The organism is Amycolatopsis sp. 195334CR (assembly GCF_017309385.1).
Lineage (GTDB): Bacteria > Actinomycetota > Actinomycetes > Mycobacteriales > Pseudonocardiaceae > Amycolatopsis.
The window spans coordinates 909800-925076 of sequence record NZ_JAFJMJ010000001.1 but is presented as its reverse complement, the minus strand read 5'-3'; the positions used below and the strand labels follow the sequence as shown (position 1 = coordinate 925076).

At 66.8% G+C, this 15277-nt stretch carries 14 protein-coding genes; 8 read left to right on the top strand and 6 right to left on the bottom strand.

The genetic code is table 11. The features are described from left to right. Window positions 1-1089: 1089 nt before the first annotated feature. A complete protein-coding gene (locus JYK18_RS47455) occupies window positions 1090-2385 on the top strand; it encodes a helix-turn-helix domain-containing protein (RefSeq protein WP_206800923.1) in 1296 nt (431 codons plus the stop codon). Then, the gene (locus JYK18_RS04645) at window positions 2366-3238 is read left to right on the top strand and encodes a phosphotransferase family protein (protein ID WP_206800922.1); all 873 of its coding nucleotides are present in this window, start codon (window positions 2366-2368) and stop codon (window positions 3236-3238) included. Before JYK18_RS47455 ends, JYK18_RS04645 begins: the two co-directional genes overlap by 20 nt. 631 nt (window positions 3239-3869) lie before the next feature. Here JYK18_RS04645 and JYK18_RS04640 read toward each other — a convergent pair. Together JYK18_RS04640 and JYK18_RS04635 are read right to left on the bottom strand one after the other, a co-directional pair. Then, a complete protein-coding gene (locus tag JYK18_RS04640) occupies window positions 3870-5003 on the bottom strand; it encodes a helix-turn-helix transcriptional regulator (protein WP_206800921.1) in 1134 nt (377 codons plus the stop codon). Between the two features lie 4 nt (window positions 5004-5007). After that, on the bottom strand, window positions 5008-5196 hold the full coding sequence (locus JYK18_RS04635) for a hypothetical protein (protein ID WP_206800920.1): 189 nt from the start codon (window positions 5194-5196) through the stop codon (window positions 5008-5010). Between the two features lie 244 nt (window positions 5197-5440). On the opposite strand from JYK18_RS04635, the gene JYK18_RS04630 reads away from it, so the two are divergent. Next, on the top strand, window positions 5441-6502 hold the full coding sequence (locus JYK18_RS04630) for a helix-turn-helix transcriptional regulator (RefSeq protein ID WP_206800919.1): 1062 nt from the start codon (window positions 5441-5443) through the stop codon (window positions 6500-6502). Between the two features lie 32 nt (window positions 6503-6534). Beyond that, entirely contained in the window at window positions 6535-7194 is a 660-nt protein-coding gene (locus JYK18_RS04625; protein WP_307795777.1) for a YdcF family protein, read from the top strand. A 76-nt stretch (window positions 7195-7270) separates the two neighbouring features. Here the strand turns inward: JYK18_RS04625 and JYK18_RS04620 are convergent, their stop codons facing one another. Genes JYK18_RS04620 through JYK18_RS04605 form a run of 4 tightly spaced genes read right to left on the bottom strand, consistent with a single transcriptional unit; the run spans window position 7271 to window position 10645 of the window. After that, window positions 7271-8443 (bottom strand): FAD-dependent oxidoreductase, encoded by a 1173-nt coding sequence (locus JYK18_RS04620; RefSeq protein ID WP_206800918.1) that lies wholly within the window; start codon window positions 8441-8443, stop codon window positions 7271-7273. Continuing rightward, complete coding sequence (locus tag JYK18_RS04615; RefSeq protein WP_206800917.1) at window positions 8440-9549, bottom strand: MAB_1171c family putative transporter; 1110 nt, start codon at window positions 9547-9549, stop codon at window positions 8440-8442. Before JYK18_RS04615 ends, JYK18_RS04620 begins: the two co-directional genes overlap by 4 nt. Then, window positions 9546-10100 carry a hypothetical protein gene (locus tag JYK18_RS04610; RefSeq protein ID WP_242578954.1) on the bottom strand — a complete coding sequence of 185 codons (555 nt, stop codon included), beginning with the start codon at window positions 10098-10100 and terminating at the stop codon, window positions 9546-9548. Before JYK18_RS04610 ends, JYK18_RS04615 begins: the two co-directional genes overlap by 4 nt. Next, the gene (locus JYK18_RS04605) at window positions 10097-10645 is read right to left on the bottom strand and encodes a helix-turn-helix domain-containing protein (RefSeq protein WP_242578952.1); all 549 of its coding nucleotides are present in this window, start codon (window positions 10643-10645) and stop codon (window positions 10097-10099) included. Before JYK18_RS04605 ends, JYK18_RS04610 begins: the two co-directional genes overlap by 4 nt. Before the next feature lie 221 nt (window positions 10646-10866). Between JYK18_RS04605 and JYK18_RS04600 the strand changes: the two genes are divergently transcribed. The 4 genes from JYK18_RS04600 (at window position 10867) to JYK18_RS04585 (ending at window position 15026) form a co-directional block, all read left to right on the top strand. After that, window positions 10867-13092 carry a helix-turn-helix domain-containing protein gene (locus JYK18_RS04600; protein ID WP_206800916.1) on the top strand — a complete coding sequence of 742 codons (2226 nt, stop codon included), beginning with the start codon at window positions 10867-10869 and terminating at the stop codon, window positions 13090-13092. 383 nt (window positions 13093-13475) lie between these two features. Beyond that, entirely contained in the window at window positions 13476-13691 is a 216-nt protein-coding gene (locus JYK18_RS04595) for a DUF6355 family natural product biosynthesis protein (protein ID WP_206804430.1), read from the top strand. A 196-nt stretch (window positions 13692-13887) separates the two neighbouring features. Continuing rightward, a complete protein-coding gene (locus tag JYK18_RS04590) occupies window positions 13888-14502 on the top strand; it encodes a prepilin peptidase (protein WP_206800915.1) in 615 nt (204 codons plus the stop codon). A 137-nt stretch (window positions 14503-14639) separates the two neighbouring features. Next, entirely contained in the window at window positions 14640-15026 is a 387-nt protein-coding gene (locus JYK18_RS04585) for a hypothetical protein (RefSeq protein ID WP_242578950.1), read from the top strand. The last annotated feature ends 251 nt before the right edge of the window (window positions 15027-15277 follow it).

Below are 15277 nucleotides of genomic sequence, written 5' to 3'. Positions count from 1 at the left end.
CGGTCGCGTGGCGGCCGGTTAGCCGGTATGAGGTGAACTGGGTGACGACCCGGTGGTACCGGGTCTGGAAGACGCCAGCGACGTGGTCGGGGTCGAGGCGCCTGCTCGGTCGGAGGCGCGGGATGGGGCTCGGCCGCCACTGGCTGAATTGCGCAGCGGTCACTCGTCGGCCCTCGCGCTCGTGTCGATGGCCTCGACGGCGGCATCGCCTGGGTACGCGACCCACTCGTCGGTATCTAACGTGGGGTCGGAAGCTGTCATGGTGGCGAGGGCGAGCGGGGCGTCAGCTTGGTCTGGAACCTGGTGGACGCGTGCCGGGTCGGGGCACCGCACGCGTCCACCAGGGGACTGGTGCCCACCGGGTCGACAGGAGAGCAGTAGGTTCGAGCCGTTGGCGCGGCGGGGTGCCACGGTTCCGGCACGGGCCGCCGTTGCGCCGTTTCCGCCAGGGCAGAGGTCGGTCACGGCCTGCGCCGGTGCGCCATGGCCACCGGGCCGACGAGGACGAGCACAGGCAGCGTGGGTATCGCGGCGGCGACCCACCCGGGTATGTCCACGGAAACCACTCCTTGGCGAAGACGGCGGTATGTGAGTGAGGTCCGTCCCGATTGACGGGAACGTGCTGTCCCAGCTGATAAGGTCGTCTTTCGACGGAGCGATGATTCTCAGGTGCGAACCAGGATTTCTCGTGCCGGAGACACTGTGACGGCCGGTCGTTATCGCGATCGGGTTGAGAACCACGATGGGCATGGCAAACCTCCCTCGTCGTGCGCAAGCGCCGATCCAATGGCGAAATGAAATCCGGATGGGCGCTTCGTTGGTGCTGTGACAACCATTCTGGCGCCAGGGTGGGCGGTCGGTTATTCTGATTTGAATAAACGCTATCCAAATCTGACTAGCTGACCGGAAACTGGTTTGCTACGAAACAGGGGAAGCCCGCTCGGGACGGAAGGGGAAGCCATGGTCGTACGTGTCGGGTCCGTGACCAGAGTATGCCCGTGCGGTACGGCGCTGGCCAAGGATCACACCTCGATGTGGTGCTCGCCGTGTCGGCGGCGCCGCCGAGATCCGCAAGCCGGGGTGCCGCAGGTGCCCGCAGACTTCTGGGACCATCCCGCCATTCGCGACGCTGTGGGCAAGCAACAGTTCGGCGCTCTCCTGCGCGCCTACCGCAAACATCCCTTCCACGGTGGCACCCCGCTGCCCCAGGCCAGCCTGGCGAGCTGGTTGTCGATGAGCCAAGCCCAGCTGAGCCGCCTCGAACGCGGTGCGTGCACCTGTGGCCTCGAAGACGCGATGACCATCGCCCGAACACTGCACCTGCCGCCCGAACTGCACTGGTTCCTGCCCGCCACGGCGACTCCCGAGAAGGACACGGCCGCCGCGGCTCGCGAGTCCCTGCGCTTCACCGGCACGCTGGCGCACCTGGCCGACCGCGGAGCCGCGCTGCGCAAGCTCCGCGCCGATCTGAGCCTCGCCGCCTCCCAATACGTCCACAGTCCGCTCGGCGACGTCGTCGGTGACCTCGTGCAGGGGCGAGACGACGCGATCGCGCTGCTGGAATCGCCCCTGCGCCCCGTCGCGGCGCGAGAGGCGTATTTCTTGGCTGGCGCGGCCTGCCTCATGCTCGCCCACGCAGCACAGAACGCCGGTGACTCCCGCGCTGCCCACGACCAGCTCCAGGCCGCTGACGAGCTGGCCGAGGTCGCCGACCACGACCCACTACGCGCCTGGGTTTTCGGCACTTCGGCCCTGATCCACGAATGGACCCGCCGGCACAACGACGCGGTCGACCTCGCCCGCCAGGGCCAGCGGTGCGCCGCGTCGTCGACGACCCAGACGAGGTTGCTCGCCATCGAAGCCCGCGCGGCCGCACGCGCCGGTGACCGCAACACCGCGGCCCGGGCGCTCGACCGCATGGACAGCCTGGATTCCGCTGACACCGAGGACGACGTCACCGCACTCGGTGGCTTGCTGACCTTCCCCGACGCCAAACGTGTCTACTACCTCGGCAGCACCCACGGACTGCTCGGCCACCACGAGCAGTCCGAACAGCACGCGAGCGCCGCCATCACCGCCTACGAAACCGGGCTCCAGGAAGAACGCTCCTACGGTGACGAGGCGCTCGCCTGGCTCGACGTGGTCAACGCCCGCCTCGCCCTCGGTGACCCCGACGGTGCGCGGGAAGCCCTGACCCCGATCCTCACGTTGTCGGCGCCGCGCCGCATCAGCCAGCTCTACAGCGCGCTCGATCGCACCCGGAGCTTCGCCCTGCAACTGGGAAACCGCGGCCACAGCGCGGCCGCGGAACTCGGCACGCAGCTGTCCGCCGCGCTCACCACGCGGCCCGCTCTACCATCTGCACGTGCTCTCTCTTCCCGCTGACGACGTCCTGCGTACCGCCTGCGCTCACGCCGGTCTGCGCTGCCACGACGCCACTACGCTGCGCCGGCACGCCAACGACGTCTACCTGCTCGCCGCCGAGAACGCCGTCGCCAAGATCGCGCACGGACCCGTCGCCGCGGCCCGCGCCCGGCGCGCCGTCACCATCACCCGCTGGCTCGTCGCCACCGGCTTCCCCGCCACCGAGCCGCTCCCCGTCGAACAGCCCGTGGACACCGACGGTACCACCGTCACCTTCTGGCGGCACTACCGGCAAACGGCTGCTACGCCACCAAAACCAGCCGCCCTGGGCGCCCTGCTCAAGGCACTTCACCAGCTACCCGAGCCGGACGTCGCTCTGCCGGAGTACGCGCCGCTCGCTGACCTGATGGCCACGCTCGCCACCACCACTGTCCTCGAACCAGACACGCTGTCCTGGCTCACCACCCGGACCACCGAACTCCGTGCCCAATACACCAACCTGGAATCCGTACTCGGCGGCGGCCTCATCCACGGCGACGCCTACCCCGGAAACCTGCTCCACACCCCAACGGGACCTATCCTCGGGGATTGGGATGAGGTGGCCACCGGCCCTCGTGAGCTCGACCTTGCCAACACCGTCCAGGGAATGCGGTTCGGCCGCAGCGTGCACGACGTAGACGCATTTGCCGATGCTTACGGCCACGACCCCCGAACTTGGCCAGGTCTCACGGTCCTGACCGGGATGCGTGATCTGCACACGCTGGGATCGTTTATCCGCCGAGCCCAGCATGGTGATGACGATGCGCTCCGCCAGCTTCATCACCGAATCACCACGCTGCGGGAGAACCCGGTGCCCGCCTGGACAGCGCACTGACCCCGGCCGGGGTCAATATAGAGGCTCTCCGTTCGAATGATTCCACTCCGTGATTCCACTGCTTACATTTGTGCTGTCAACCGCAGGAATAGGAGTGGCACTATGCGGCGACGACGTAGGCGACGATTCGGTGTGGTGTCAGTGTTGGGTCGCTGGGGGCTGTCACAAAAGCGCTACGCGCGGTCGGTACCTTGCCGCGATCAGCGTGGCTGTCGGACGACCATTCACGTGGCCGTCGGGGACGGCGGTTTGCAGCTCAGAATCGGCGATGGAGAAACCCTCAGGCTTCGGCCGCTTTCGGCGGGGCTGCTGCGCGCTGCGTTGCGAGAAATGGTGGAATTGTATGACAGCGTGGCAGCCGAGGAGGCCGACCTTTCTGCGCGTAGGCACCCAGGCGGGCTGGCGACACCACATCGAGCGCAGGCACTCGCGTCGGTAAGCCCGGAGGAGCGCTTCCACTGCGTCGACACTGGACGGGGCGCTTCCGGCGGCCGCCATGCCTGGTCAGCGGACGCCGGGGCCCGTGCTTTCCGCCCCGCGTTCTTCGACTGGGTCAGGGAGGCGAACTATCGGGAGCGCGCGTAGTCGTACCTGCTCCGGTAACAAGCGCGGTTGCCAGGCGATCTCGTGATCATTCGGCGGGCCGCACGGGCGTCCGTGGCGTCGGGGGCCGCCACGGTTCAGCCGGGTTGCCCGGCACGGGTTCGGCTAGCGCGTCGCGCGGATCGTACCGGCGCAGGTGCTGGGAGATGGTCTCGGTGGAGCAGTCGAACACGGTGCTCAGCTGGGCAAGGGTGAGGTTGAATTGGTTGTGGAGACGACGGCAGGCCGCGGTGTCGATGCCGATCCTTCGCTGGACTGACGTGGCGTGGGCGCGTCGCACGCCGAGCAGCCGATCGATGCTGTCCTGCTGTCCGAGTGCCCGGGTGGAGAGCATGTTGAACGCGTCCTGGTGGGCTCTTGTGACGTCGGGGTCGTCGGTGCAGGTGGTGGTGAGCAGGTTGTCGACGCAGAGCCAGGTGCCGGCGTGGGGCTGGGTGAGCAGGGTCCACCCGGTGTCGGCCGCGGCGTGCCCGGTTTCGTCGAACGGCAGGATCTGCAGGTGGAAGTGGGGGAGCCGGGCCAGCTTGGCCAAGTGGTCGAGTTGCGCGAGCTGAGTTCGTCGGCTGCCCGCGAGGTTGTAGAGGGCGGCCTCGCCGAGGACGAGGTGTACTTCCGGCGGCTGGTCGCGGTTCAGCAACCAGAGGGCCTGCCGCACTTCGTAGTGCGCGGAGTCTGCCGCGATCTCCCGGTTGGTTAGCGGAGCGGATTCCGCCAACGCGGAGGCATACTCCTCGATCCTGCAGATCGAGGGCAGCAAGCTCGACGCGTAGGTTCGCTGCACCACCGCGGTCGCCTGCAGGGGGTGGAATTGACGGTAGCGGGTGGGCACCGCGACGGCGGGGCCCTCCTTGCTGGCGCGGGCGCGAAGGTCACGCAATCGCTTGGCGTCGCTGGAACCGATCTCGTACACGTCGATCAGGGCGTCGAGCTCGGCCCGCCTGACCCGTCGGGTGCCCGACTCGGCGTCGGACAGCATGCCGTGGCTCCAGGACATGTGGTCGGCTGCAGCCTCCGAGGTGAAGCCCTTGTGCTGGCGGTACTGCCGCAGTTCGTCGCCCAGCCGCTCGCTGTACCGGCGTGGATCTGGCTGGTGTGGTTCTCCAGCCGAACCGGACAGCTCCGGTTCGCGGTCGCATGTGTGCGTAGTGACAGAAGAGACCATGAGTTCAGTCCCGTCCTCCGGCAGAGTTGAGCCGGTCAGAGATTTGGAAGTCGAGGTGTTTAAGGAGGTCTTGCAACTGCTGCAGTTGGGCGAGGTCGAGTGAGGCTTCGTCGATTTCCCTGATTAACCTCAGCATGACTCCACGTAATGCGGGATCGATGTCTTGAAGTCCGCGTGCCAGGGTGTCGGTCACGGCTTCTGTCTCGGTTGAATGATCGGTCATTTCGCTATGGACGCCCCCGTTTCGTGTCCAGGTCCGGTCTAATACGACCATGACCGGACTGGCTCGGGGTGCTAATCCTGCTGGCAAATGCCAAGACCGGGCATTGGCGTGCGCGGGCTGGCTGGTGCAACGGCGAATCCGCTACTATTACGCAAAGAGGTTGCCTAGCTACATTACGTACGGGCAGCTGGCGATCGATCGACGTGGAGACGCCATGGCGAGCAACTTCGAGTCTCAGGTCGAGCAGGAGCAAGAGGCTGCTCGACAGCTCGCAGCCGCGGTCAGGGACTACCGGACGCGGCGAAGGCTCACACAACAGGCACTGGGCACGCGCATCGGGTACTCCCGCCAGTACGTTTCCATGGCCGAGTCGACGCGCGAGCTACCACCGGAGACCATCATCGCCGCGCTCGATCGTGAACTCGGTGGTGAAGGGGCCCTGTTAGATCTGTGGGGCAAGGCAGGCGGTGGGCGTGTTGAGCCGGTGCGGGGTGACTTGGACTGTGACGGGTGGGAGGAGGACCTGGAGCGCACGGCCGCCTATCTGGCCTGCCAGGAGTTCACCTTCGCGGAGTCGCTGTTGCTGAGGTGGCTGGCCGGTTTCGAGGCCGGTGGCGCCGGTAGCCGGGCCATGGCCCTGTATGGACGGTCGTTGTTCCTGCTCGGCGACCTGCGGGGTCAGCAGGGAGCGCTGGACCAGGCGCGGCAGCCCTACCAGAAGGCGCGCGAGGTCTTCGCGGCACAGCGAATGCCGCGCCGGGCCGCCCAGGTGGACCTGGAATTGGCTGTCGTGGCGGAGATGGCCGGGGAACTGGACGAGGCCGCGAATCAGTACCGGCACTTGGCCACCGACGCCAGGCTCAGCCCCCGAGACCGCGCGCGAGCTGGAATCTGGGTGGGCACCGCGATCAGCAAGGCCGGCGACCACCAGCAGGCGGAAACGATCTTCGAGAGCGGTATCCGGCAGTTCGAGCGGCTGGGCGAACAGGAGGATTGGGCGGTCACCCACGAGAAGCTGGCCCTTGCGCACCGCGGGGTCGGCAAGCTGGACCAGGCAGCCCGCGCGATAGACACCGCCGCCAACAGCAACCGTTCCCCGTCGCCGCTGCATCGTGTTCGTCTCACCACCGCGCGAGGTCACATCACCGGCAGCGATCCGGGCAACCTGGCCCACGGCATGGCCTTGCTGGAAGAAGCCGCCGAACTGGCCGCGCGCCATCAACTCGGTCACCAGCTCAGCAGCATCCGCAAGATCGAGGCGGCGCTGGCCGGGTAACCTCCCCGCGGATGACGATGGGGAGGGCGCGAGTGGCCGACAGGGAGATCACCGAGCAGGACTGGGCTGACGTTCAGGTGATCTGGGACTACCACCAGCTCGGACACGAGCTTCGACCCGTTTCCGCTGCGATCGCGCTGGGCAGCTTCGACCTGGGAGTGGCCACCTGTGCGGCGAGCTTATTCAAGGACGGCTACTTCCCGGTTCTGGTGTTCACCGGTGCGACCAGCACCACCACCATCGATCGCTTTCCGCGCGGAGAGGCGGTCGAGTACCGCGACCACGCTCTGTCTCTCGGGGTGCCCGACGAGGCGATCCTCGTCGAACCACGCGCCGCGAACACCGGGCAGAACATCGAGTTCTCCCGGCAGGTGCTGCGTCAGCACGACGTCGAGGCGGACAGCGTGATGCTGATCAGCATGCCGTACATGCAGCGACGGGCCTATGCCACCTGCGTGAAGCAATGGCCCGAGGTTGAGGTGGTCTGTGCGTCGGAGCCGGTCACGCTCGCCGACTACATCGCCGGCATCGGCGACCCCCGCAAGACCATCGACGAACTGGTGGGAGACCTGCAGCGGATCTGGCGCCACGCCGCAGCCGGCTTCACCATCGAGCAGGACGTCCCGGTTCCGGTGATGGCCGCGTACAACCGGCTGGTCAACGCGGGCTTCGTCTCGAAGCTCCTGCCGTGAGGGCTTCTCAGAACGCCGCGGGACCACCTCGACGGTGATCCCGCGGCCGAGGTTCAGTTGCCGTTGTGAGGTGTTGTCACCAGCCGATCTCGTGGTCATGCAGCCACGCGGGTGGTTTCATGGCGCCGCTCTGAGCCGCTCGAGCGATTGCCTGGTCGCGCTTGCGGCGGACGAGCCACTGCGGGCCGGTCTGTCGCTGCGCCGTGCGGCCGGCTCCGCGGGCGGCCACCTTTTCAACTCGTTCCTGCTGGGCCGATTGGAAGGCGGCCAGTGCCTGGTTCGTGTCGTCGATGTCGCGGAAGCATTTGCCGAGTGTGACGGCGTCCTCGAGGGCCAGGGCCGCGCCTTGCTCGCTGGCTGGTGGCAGGGCGTGTGCGGCGTCGCCGATCACGACCATGGGGCCGCGGTGCCAGCTTGACAGCCCTTGAAGCATGCGCGGGTTGGTCGCCAGGATGACGTCCGCTTCACGGATGATGGTCTTGGCCGGTGTGCGATCGCCGCGGAACAGCGTGAGTAGCCTGTTGCGGAGTTGCTCGGTGTCGTCGGTCGTCTCGGAACCCATCGGGGCCTCGGCTGGAATGCTGCCGAACCAGTAGTAGTCGCCGGCGGCGCTGGTGTAGCCGAAGGTCGCCTTCTTGCCCCAGTACATGTTGAACGCGTCCGGCGACGGCGGCGCGTCGACCGTGCTCGGGGTGTAGCCGTAGAGGATGTGCGTGCCGATGAAGCGTGGATCAGGCGCCGAAGGATCAACTAGCCGACGTACGGTCGAATGCACACCGTCCGCGCCGATCAGGACGTCGCCCTCGGCGGTGGAGCCGTCTTCGAAGGACGCCTGCACCCCGCCGCTACCGGTGACTTCGGCAGTTGCGAGCTTCTTGCCGAACTCGGTCGTGGCACCTTGGCGTGCGGCTAGTTCGCGCAGTACCTCCGCCAATTTGGCGCGGGTGATGGCGCGTGGCTTCTCTTGTTCCGGACCGTCGCTGAGCCCGATCGTGCCGAGCGGACGACTGCTCGCTGACCACAGGTCCGTCCTGGAGAGCGGTGCGGAGGCGTCGATGACCGCCTGGTGGGCGTCGATCGCCCGGAGTGCGGCGAGACCGTTGCGGGGCAGCCGCAGAGCCGCACCGACATGGTTGTCACCCGCCGGCCGAGCCTCGTAGACCGTCGCCGTGTGGCCTGCCTTGCGCAGTGCCAACGCGGTCGCCGCCCCGGCGATTCCTCCTCCGATGATCACGGCACGCACGCTCATGCCGCACCTCCCTGTGCGGTGGTCTTGGGACGTCCGAGGCTCTTCGACAGAGTGAGCAGTTCAGCGACGTCCGCGTCGACGCCGGTCGTGGCGGGGATCGCGATCGGTATGGCGTGGCCTGGTGCCAGCTGCCCCGTGGAGTGGGCGCGCAGGGCGTGTTGCAGTAGTTCGGCCACAGAGGCGTCCTTTCGGTGTTGGTTACGGAGTTGACTGATGTAGGGGCTGATCCGGACGAGGCCGTCGCGGCATTCGATGACCCGGCGGTAGTAGCGGCGATGGACGCCGGCAACGCCGAGAACGTCCCACGGCTTGCGCGTGACACGACTCAGTGTGTCGTCGGGAAACTCGTTGTGCAGCGCGGTCCACAGGGCGTCGAGGTCGTGGAACGCCCGGCGATGGCGCCACCACACCGCGAGTGCGGCCAATCGCATTCGTGCTGCCGGGTACAGCAGGCCGATCACGATCGCGACCAGCCCGAGGATGGCGACAGAGCCGTTGACCGTGGTGAACGGCAGCGGGACCGTGCCGGTGAACCAGTAAGTGGTGACAACCACCAGAAACGCGGCCAGTGCGGCCGCCACGAGTGCGAACCCGGCGGCGGCGAGTCGCAACCCCCAAGCGAGGCGGGGCTCGGCCTGCCGCGCATAACGCAACGCCGAACGCGTGCACGCCACGAACACCACGCACATGAACAGGTTCGCCGTGAAGTAGATGATCGACATGTGGGGCTTTGACACCGGGAGCGGGGCGGCCATCGCTGCTCCTGCCATCACCACGAGCGCGACCAGCAGGGCTGGGATGTTGCGCAGCGTTCGCCGGCGGGTCGCGGCCGGGGTGAGCGTGGCGGCGTCGAAGAAGCACAGCAGTGCGACGCAGGCGGCGGCCACCGAGCCGTGCCACAGGACGGCGGCCCACACGGGGCCACCCTGGGACAACGTGGCCTCGCCGGCCAACTCGCGGGAGAGCTGGCCCAGAAGCGCGAACGCCAGGAAGGCGACGATCGCCTGCAACGGCACGTCCTGTGGCCGCCGGGCCAGCTGCGCACCCTTCCAGACTAGGGCGACGGCCAGGCACGCGGCGAGGAGCTCGCCGATCAGCCAGCTCATAGCCATCCCACCCGGGCGCCGAGTGCGGTGTCCATCCCGCGCACCGCGCCCAGTGACGGGCGTGGCGCGGCGACATCGAGGACCGATGCCCACTCCAGGATGATGGTGGCGACAGTTTCGGCCTCGCGTTCCTGGCGGGTACCGAAGGACGCACGACGGAGCGCTCGGCGAACAGCCTCGGGCCCGATGTCCGAGTACTGCTCACGCAGGCGGTCGGGCGTCATGGTCGGGTACAGCTCGGCCAGCAGGCTGTCGTCCTCCTCGTCGCTCTGGTGTCCGGCGAGGATGTGGCCGAGCTCATGGAGGACGATGTGGTCCTGGTGTAGCTTGCTGGTTTCTTCCTGGTACAGGATGTAGTCGACGTTGTTGGTGGCGATCCACACGCCGAACGGCCCAGGTACCGGGATGGGATGGGCGACCAGGCGAATCCGCTTCCCGCGGAGCGTGCCGGCCCGGTTGCACAGCTCGGCTACGTCCAGCGGCGGGCGTATGTCAAGCCTGCGCAGGAGTTGCCTGCATTGGCGCCGCAGCTGGCGTTCTGTCCCCATCATGGCTCTGGCACCTCTCCACCCCGCTTGGACAGTTCCAACTCGTGGACCACGTTGAGCAGGTCCATGACTTGCCGGCGACCCTGCGGCGACAGCTCACCTGCTCGCATGGCGATCAGACGTGCCTCGCTGTCGCTGGCCAGCTCGGCTATCCGTTCTCGTTCCGCCCGCAGGGCGGCGAGCTTCTCATCGATGCGGTCAGCTACTTCGTCGTCGACGAAGTAGCTGACCGGCACCTCGAAAAAGGCGGCCAGGCCACGAAGGTGTGCGAACGTGGGGTTGTCCTTGACACCGTTGCGCAACTGCCAGATGTAGCTCTGAGAAATCGTCTTCACCAGTTTGGAAGCACGGACCGCTTCGGCGACCTGCTCGTTGGTGTACTCCTTCCCGTCCGGTCTGGGCACTGCTGCGAACAGGCGATTCAGCTTGCCAGCAAGACCACGCTTCCCGTGATTCACAACGGTCGCCTCCGGTGCTCCGGCGGTGGAGTACTGAGGAGCACCCGTTCGGGTGACTACTTTTTCCTCAGTTGAATTCGTCTCTCGCATGAGTTTACAGTCCGAAATTACGTACTTCAACTGAGATGAAACTGAAAGGACTTCATATCCGACTGGTTTGCAGTGCGGTTTTCCTGGTATGCGGGCGAAACGGGACCCTGGCCTCGATGACGGTGTTCACCGCATCGAGTGACGGCGACTTTCCAGGAGCTCGTCCGGGCCGCGCTGCGGTAGGCCGTCGTGGCGAAGGCGGCTGATGAGGGGGAGTAAACGTGAAAGGCAGAGACTTTGCCGCGGCCGTGGAGCGGCATCGCCGGGACCGCGGTCTCACCGTGGGCGATGTTGCGGTGAGGACCAATCTCAGCCGCAGCTACCTGTCCAAACTGCTGCACGGTCATCGGAAGTTGTCGCCGGACCTCGTGCGGTTGATCGATGCCGCGGTGCAGGCCGACGGTGAACTGCTCCAGTTCGTGGACGGGCCGGGAACGGCTGACTCGTGTCCCCGCCCCATGCAGCTGCCCCCGGCGCCCACGTTGTGGGTCGGCCGCACCGCTGAATTCCACGCGCTCGACACCGCACTGGTGCAACACGACCCGGCGGGCGACTCGGCCACGATCGTCGTGATCGAGGGTGGACCGTGGGTGGGCAAGACCGCGCTGGCCCTACGCTGGGCGGCCCGGGTGCAAGCCCGGTTTCCAGGCGGCTGCCTGTTCGCGAACCTGGAAGGTTGTTCCGACGGTAGTTCGTCGTCGACCGTGCTGGACGGGTTTCTGCGGGCTTTGGGGGCGACGCCGGAAGTACTCGCGGGTTCGCTCGCGGAGCGAGCGGCGTGGTATCGGTCGATGCTGGCGCAACAGCCCACGTTGGTCATTTTGGACGGTGTCACGGACTACGGCCAGGTCCGCGACCTGCTGCCAGGACCGGGGAGCGTCGCAGTCGTCACCAGTCGCGTGCACCAGGCCGCGCTGCTCCTGCATACCGGGGGATTGTTGGCCGACCTGAACCCGCTCGGCCGCGATGACGCGCTGATGTTGCTGCGACGTCGCCTCGGTGATGCGCGAGTGGCCGTGGATCCACGTGCCGCCGACACTGTCGTCGATCGCTGCGCGGGCTTGCCCGCGGCGCTCCTGCTCGCGGCCGAGTTCCTGGAACAACAACACCTGACCATGGCCGCACTGGCGGACGAGCTGGGCGGCCAGGCCATGTCCGTGCTGGTCTCGCCCGATCCCACGCTGAACGTCCAGCGCGCCGTGGGAGGCGCTTACCAGGGCCTCACCCCGGTCGCCCAGCGAGTGTTTCGGCTCCTGGCTGTCAGTCCGGCTCTACATGCCGATGTCCGGGCGACTGCCGCCCTGGCTGGCTTAGACCTCGTCGAGACGCAGAGCGCCCTCACCGCGCTTCGGCAAACGCACCTGATCGAAGAGGCCGAGGCGGATCGTTTGCGGCTGAACGCGGTCATCCGAGCCTACGGGCGGCATAGAAGCGCTGTCGAGGATTCCCCGGGCGATGTCGAGGTGGCGCATGGCCGCCTGCTGCGCTGGTACGCCGAAACGGCGCGGGCCGCGAGCAACGCGCTGGCGCCTGGCTGGACAAGCACGCCACGTTCGCCAACAGCCGGGGTGGCGATCGACTTCGACTACGACCGGGCTCTCGCGTGGTGTGGCGCAGAGGTGCCTACGGTCGTTCACATCATTCGACAGTACGGCAACGCCGACGAGGCGGTCTTCGACCTCATCGCCGCGTTGTCGCCCTACTTCTACCTGGCAGGGGCCCGGGAGTCGTGGCTGATCGTCGCCAGTGAGGGACTGGCCGCCGCTCGTGATGCAGGCAGCCGGCGCGGGATTGCCGCTTGTTCTCACAGCTTCGGCTGGGTCCTGCACGAACTCGGTCGCACCGAGGACGCCCTGCGTCATCTCTCCACAGCGGCTGAGCACCAGAGCGCGCTCAGCGATTACCGGGGTCTGGCCTGGACGACCTTGCGTCAGGCCGCCTGTTACGAGACCGACGGCCGCTTCGCGGATGCCCGACGTGCATTTCAGCGCGCAGACGAGTTGTTCGTCGAGCACCAGTTCGAGCTTGGCGTGATCGTGGTTCGCAGTCTGCTTTCCGTTGTGCTCCAACAGCTTGGCGTCAGCGAAGTGGCTGGCGCGACAGCCGAAGACGCCCTCGCTCGTGCGCAGCGGTTCGGCTCCTCGTCGGTCACCGCGTTCGTTCAACATCGACGCGGCCTCGTGCTGCAGTTCCAGCAACGACACCGCGCCGCGCTCGGCGCGTTCGACGCGGCGCTCGCTCTACGCGGGAACGAAAACGAACGCCTCGCGCAAGCCGAAACGCTGGCTGCCCGCGCCGACAGCCTGGCCGCTCTTCGCGAGGACACCGCGGCGGTTGAATCCTACGAGCAAGCGGCTCGTATTCTGGCTGGACTGGGTGACCCTCGAGCAGCCGAAGCGCGGGTCCACGCGACCACGCTTGCTGCGCGCCTCCGGCCTGTCCAGTAGCTGGTACCAGCTACATATCAACGCACCGTGCGCGACCCCTGGTGGGGTCGATTCTGGTCCGGTGCCATGAGTACAAAGTGGGCACAGGATGAGGACAAGCTTGTGCTCATCGCTCTCTACGCAGAAGGTGTCACATCGTCCAAAATTAGGTCATGCACTGAAACGGCAAATGCGTCTCATATGTGCCGAAACAGATTTCTGACCAAATCATGGATTGATGCGGACCTTTTGGAGAGAGCACCATGCGACCTTTTATCGACCGTTGCGACGGCGCTGCACGAGGTCTCTTCGTGCGCCGCGGGCTGGCGTTCGTCATGGCCTTGATGGCAGGGATCCTCGTGGCGGTAGGAGCGGCTTCGCCGACCTCAGCGTCACCAGTCTCCGTGAGCGAGAGATGCGGTTATCTCGGTGGTGGCCGCTACAACCACTGCGATGGTGGCACGAGATCCACCGTGATGCTCGACGTCGAAGACCTGTGGGGCGGCATCACCCACGTCTGCGTGCGCCCCGGCATCACCGACCTGCAGCCCTACGTCACCTATCGGATCTCGGGAGCCTGGTGGAACGGCGGCGTGGGCTGTACGCCCGGCCGTCATTGACCCCGAAGCTCATCAACACCGTGACCACGACGCCAGGCCCCCACCTGGTGTCGCGCGAGGGTGGCGGGCGCTCGAACCCTCCCCGGCGCCCGCCACCCGCACCCCCGGCAAACCAGAGGAACAAGACCCTCTATTCGATGGGAGAATGTCATGAGCGTTCGTGCGGAGCAGGGCGACGAACATGCAAATCTGTCCGATGGTTTTGCTTCTCGGCCTTGCGGCGGTAGTGGGCGCGGGTATGTCCGCTGTGACACGCAGGCTGCTGACCGATCCGTCCACCGGATGGTGGAGTTCGCCCGGGACGGGCGCCGCGGGGACCGCTGGGCTCATCACCGCGCCGGCGCTGAACCTGGGATGGGATTACGAACTTGTCGTCTTCCTTGTGGCAGCACTGTTCTCGGTGCCGTTGGTAGTGCTCGATTTGCTCGAGCACCGGTTACCATCGGCCTTGATCCGGCCGCTGGCCTGCCTGACGGCCGCGCTCTTGGCGATCGCCGCCTGGGAACGTGCGGATGGTACGAGCGCGCTGCGCGCGATGATGGCCGCGGTGGTGGTGACGTTGCTGTTGCTGTTGCTGGCGGTGGCTACCGGCGGGGTCGGCGCGGGCGACGTAAAGCTCGGCGGCGTGATCGGTCTGCTGTCAGGGTGGTTCAGTTGGCCGTCGGTCGCGCTGACGATGTTCGCCGCTACCGCCAGCGCAGCGGTCCTGCTTGGCCTCCGCGCGGCGATCTGCCGGAGCCCGTCTGTTTCGTCCGTGGCCTTTGGGCCGTTTCTCGTCGGTGGCCTGTTCGGATCGTTGCTCTGGCCTTGACGTTGGCGAGCGCGGTTATCAGTGCACCTGCCTGTTCAGCTGCTGATGAGCCAGCGCCGACAGCTGTTCCAGCTGCCGCGCCGTCGCCCAGCCCACCGGCTTCGCCAGCGAACCCGAGTGCGGCCACAGCCGAGCAGTTGGCCATCGATGCCTACGTAGGTATGTGGAACGACATGGCCGTCGCGGGAGAAACAGCGGACTGGCGGAACCCAGTCTTGGCGCGTCACGCGACCGGAATCGCTCTCACCACCATCACTCGCGGCATGTACTCGCACCACGCCAACGGCCTCGTCAGCAAGGGACGACCCAAGAATTCTCCCCGAGCGCGCACGGCCAAGCTGGGAAAGATCATGATCGAAGACTGTGGCGACAGCACCAACTGGCTGCTGTACCGCGCGGACACCGGTGCACTCGCGGACGAGGAACCAGACGGCCGACGGCACATCAACGCCGTGGTGGAGAAGCAAGTCGACGGCGTCTGGCGCGTCACGGAGTTCGGCATTCGCGAGCCAGGGTCATGTTGACCGCGGCGATGCGCGTCACCGTGTGCGCACTCGGTGTGTCCATCGCCGGGGCGGGAATCGCTGCCGCCGATGGCCCGTGGAGCGACATCGACTGCACCCAGAGCGGACAGCCGAGCTGTGACGTGACGGTCGGAACTCCCGGTTCGACCGGGAACCGGGTTTCCGGACCGCCTGCCAAAGGGAAGGCGCCAGGGGACGCGGGCACGCCGGCAACTGGCGGGTCGCCGTCGAACTGCACTTACGTCGCCAGC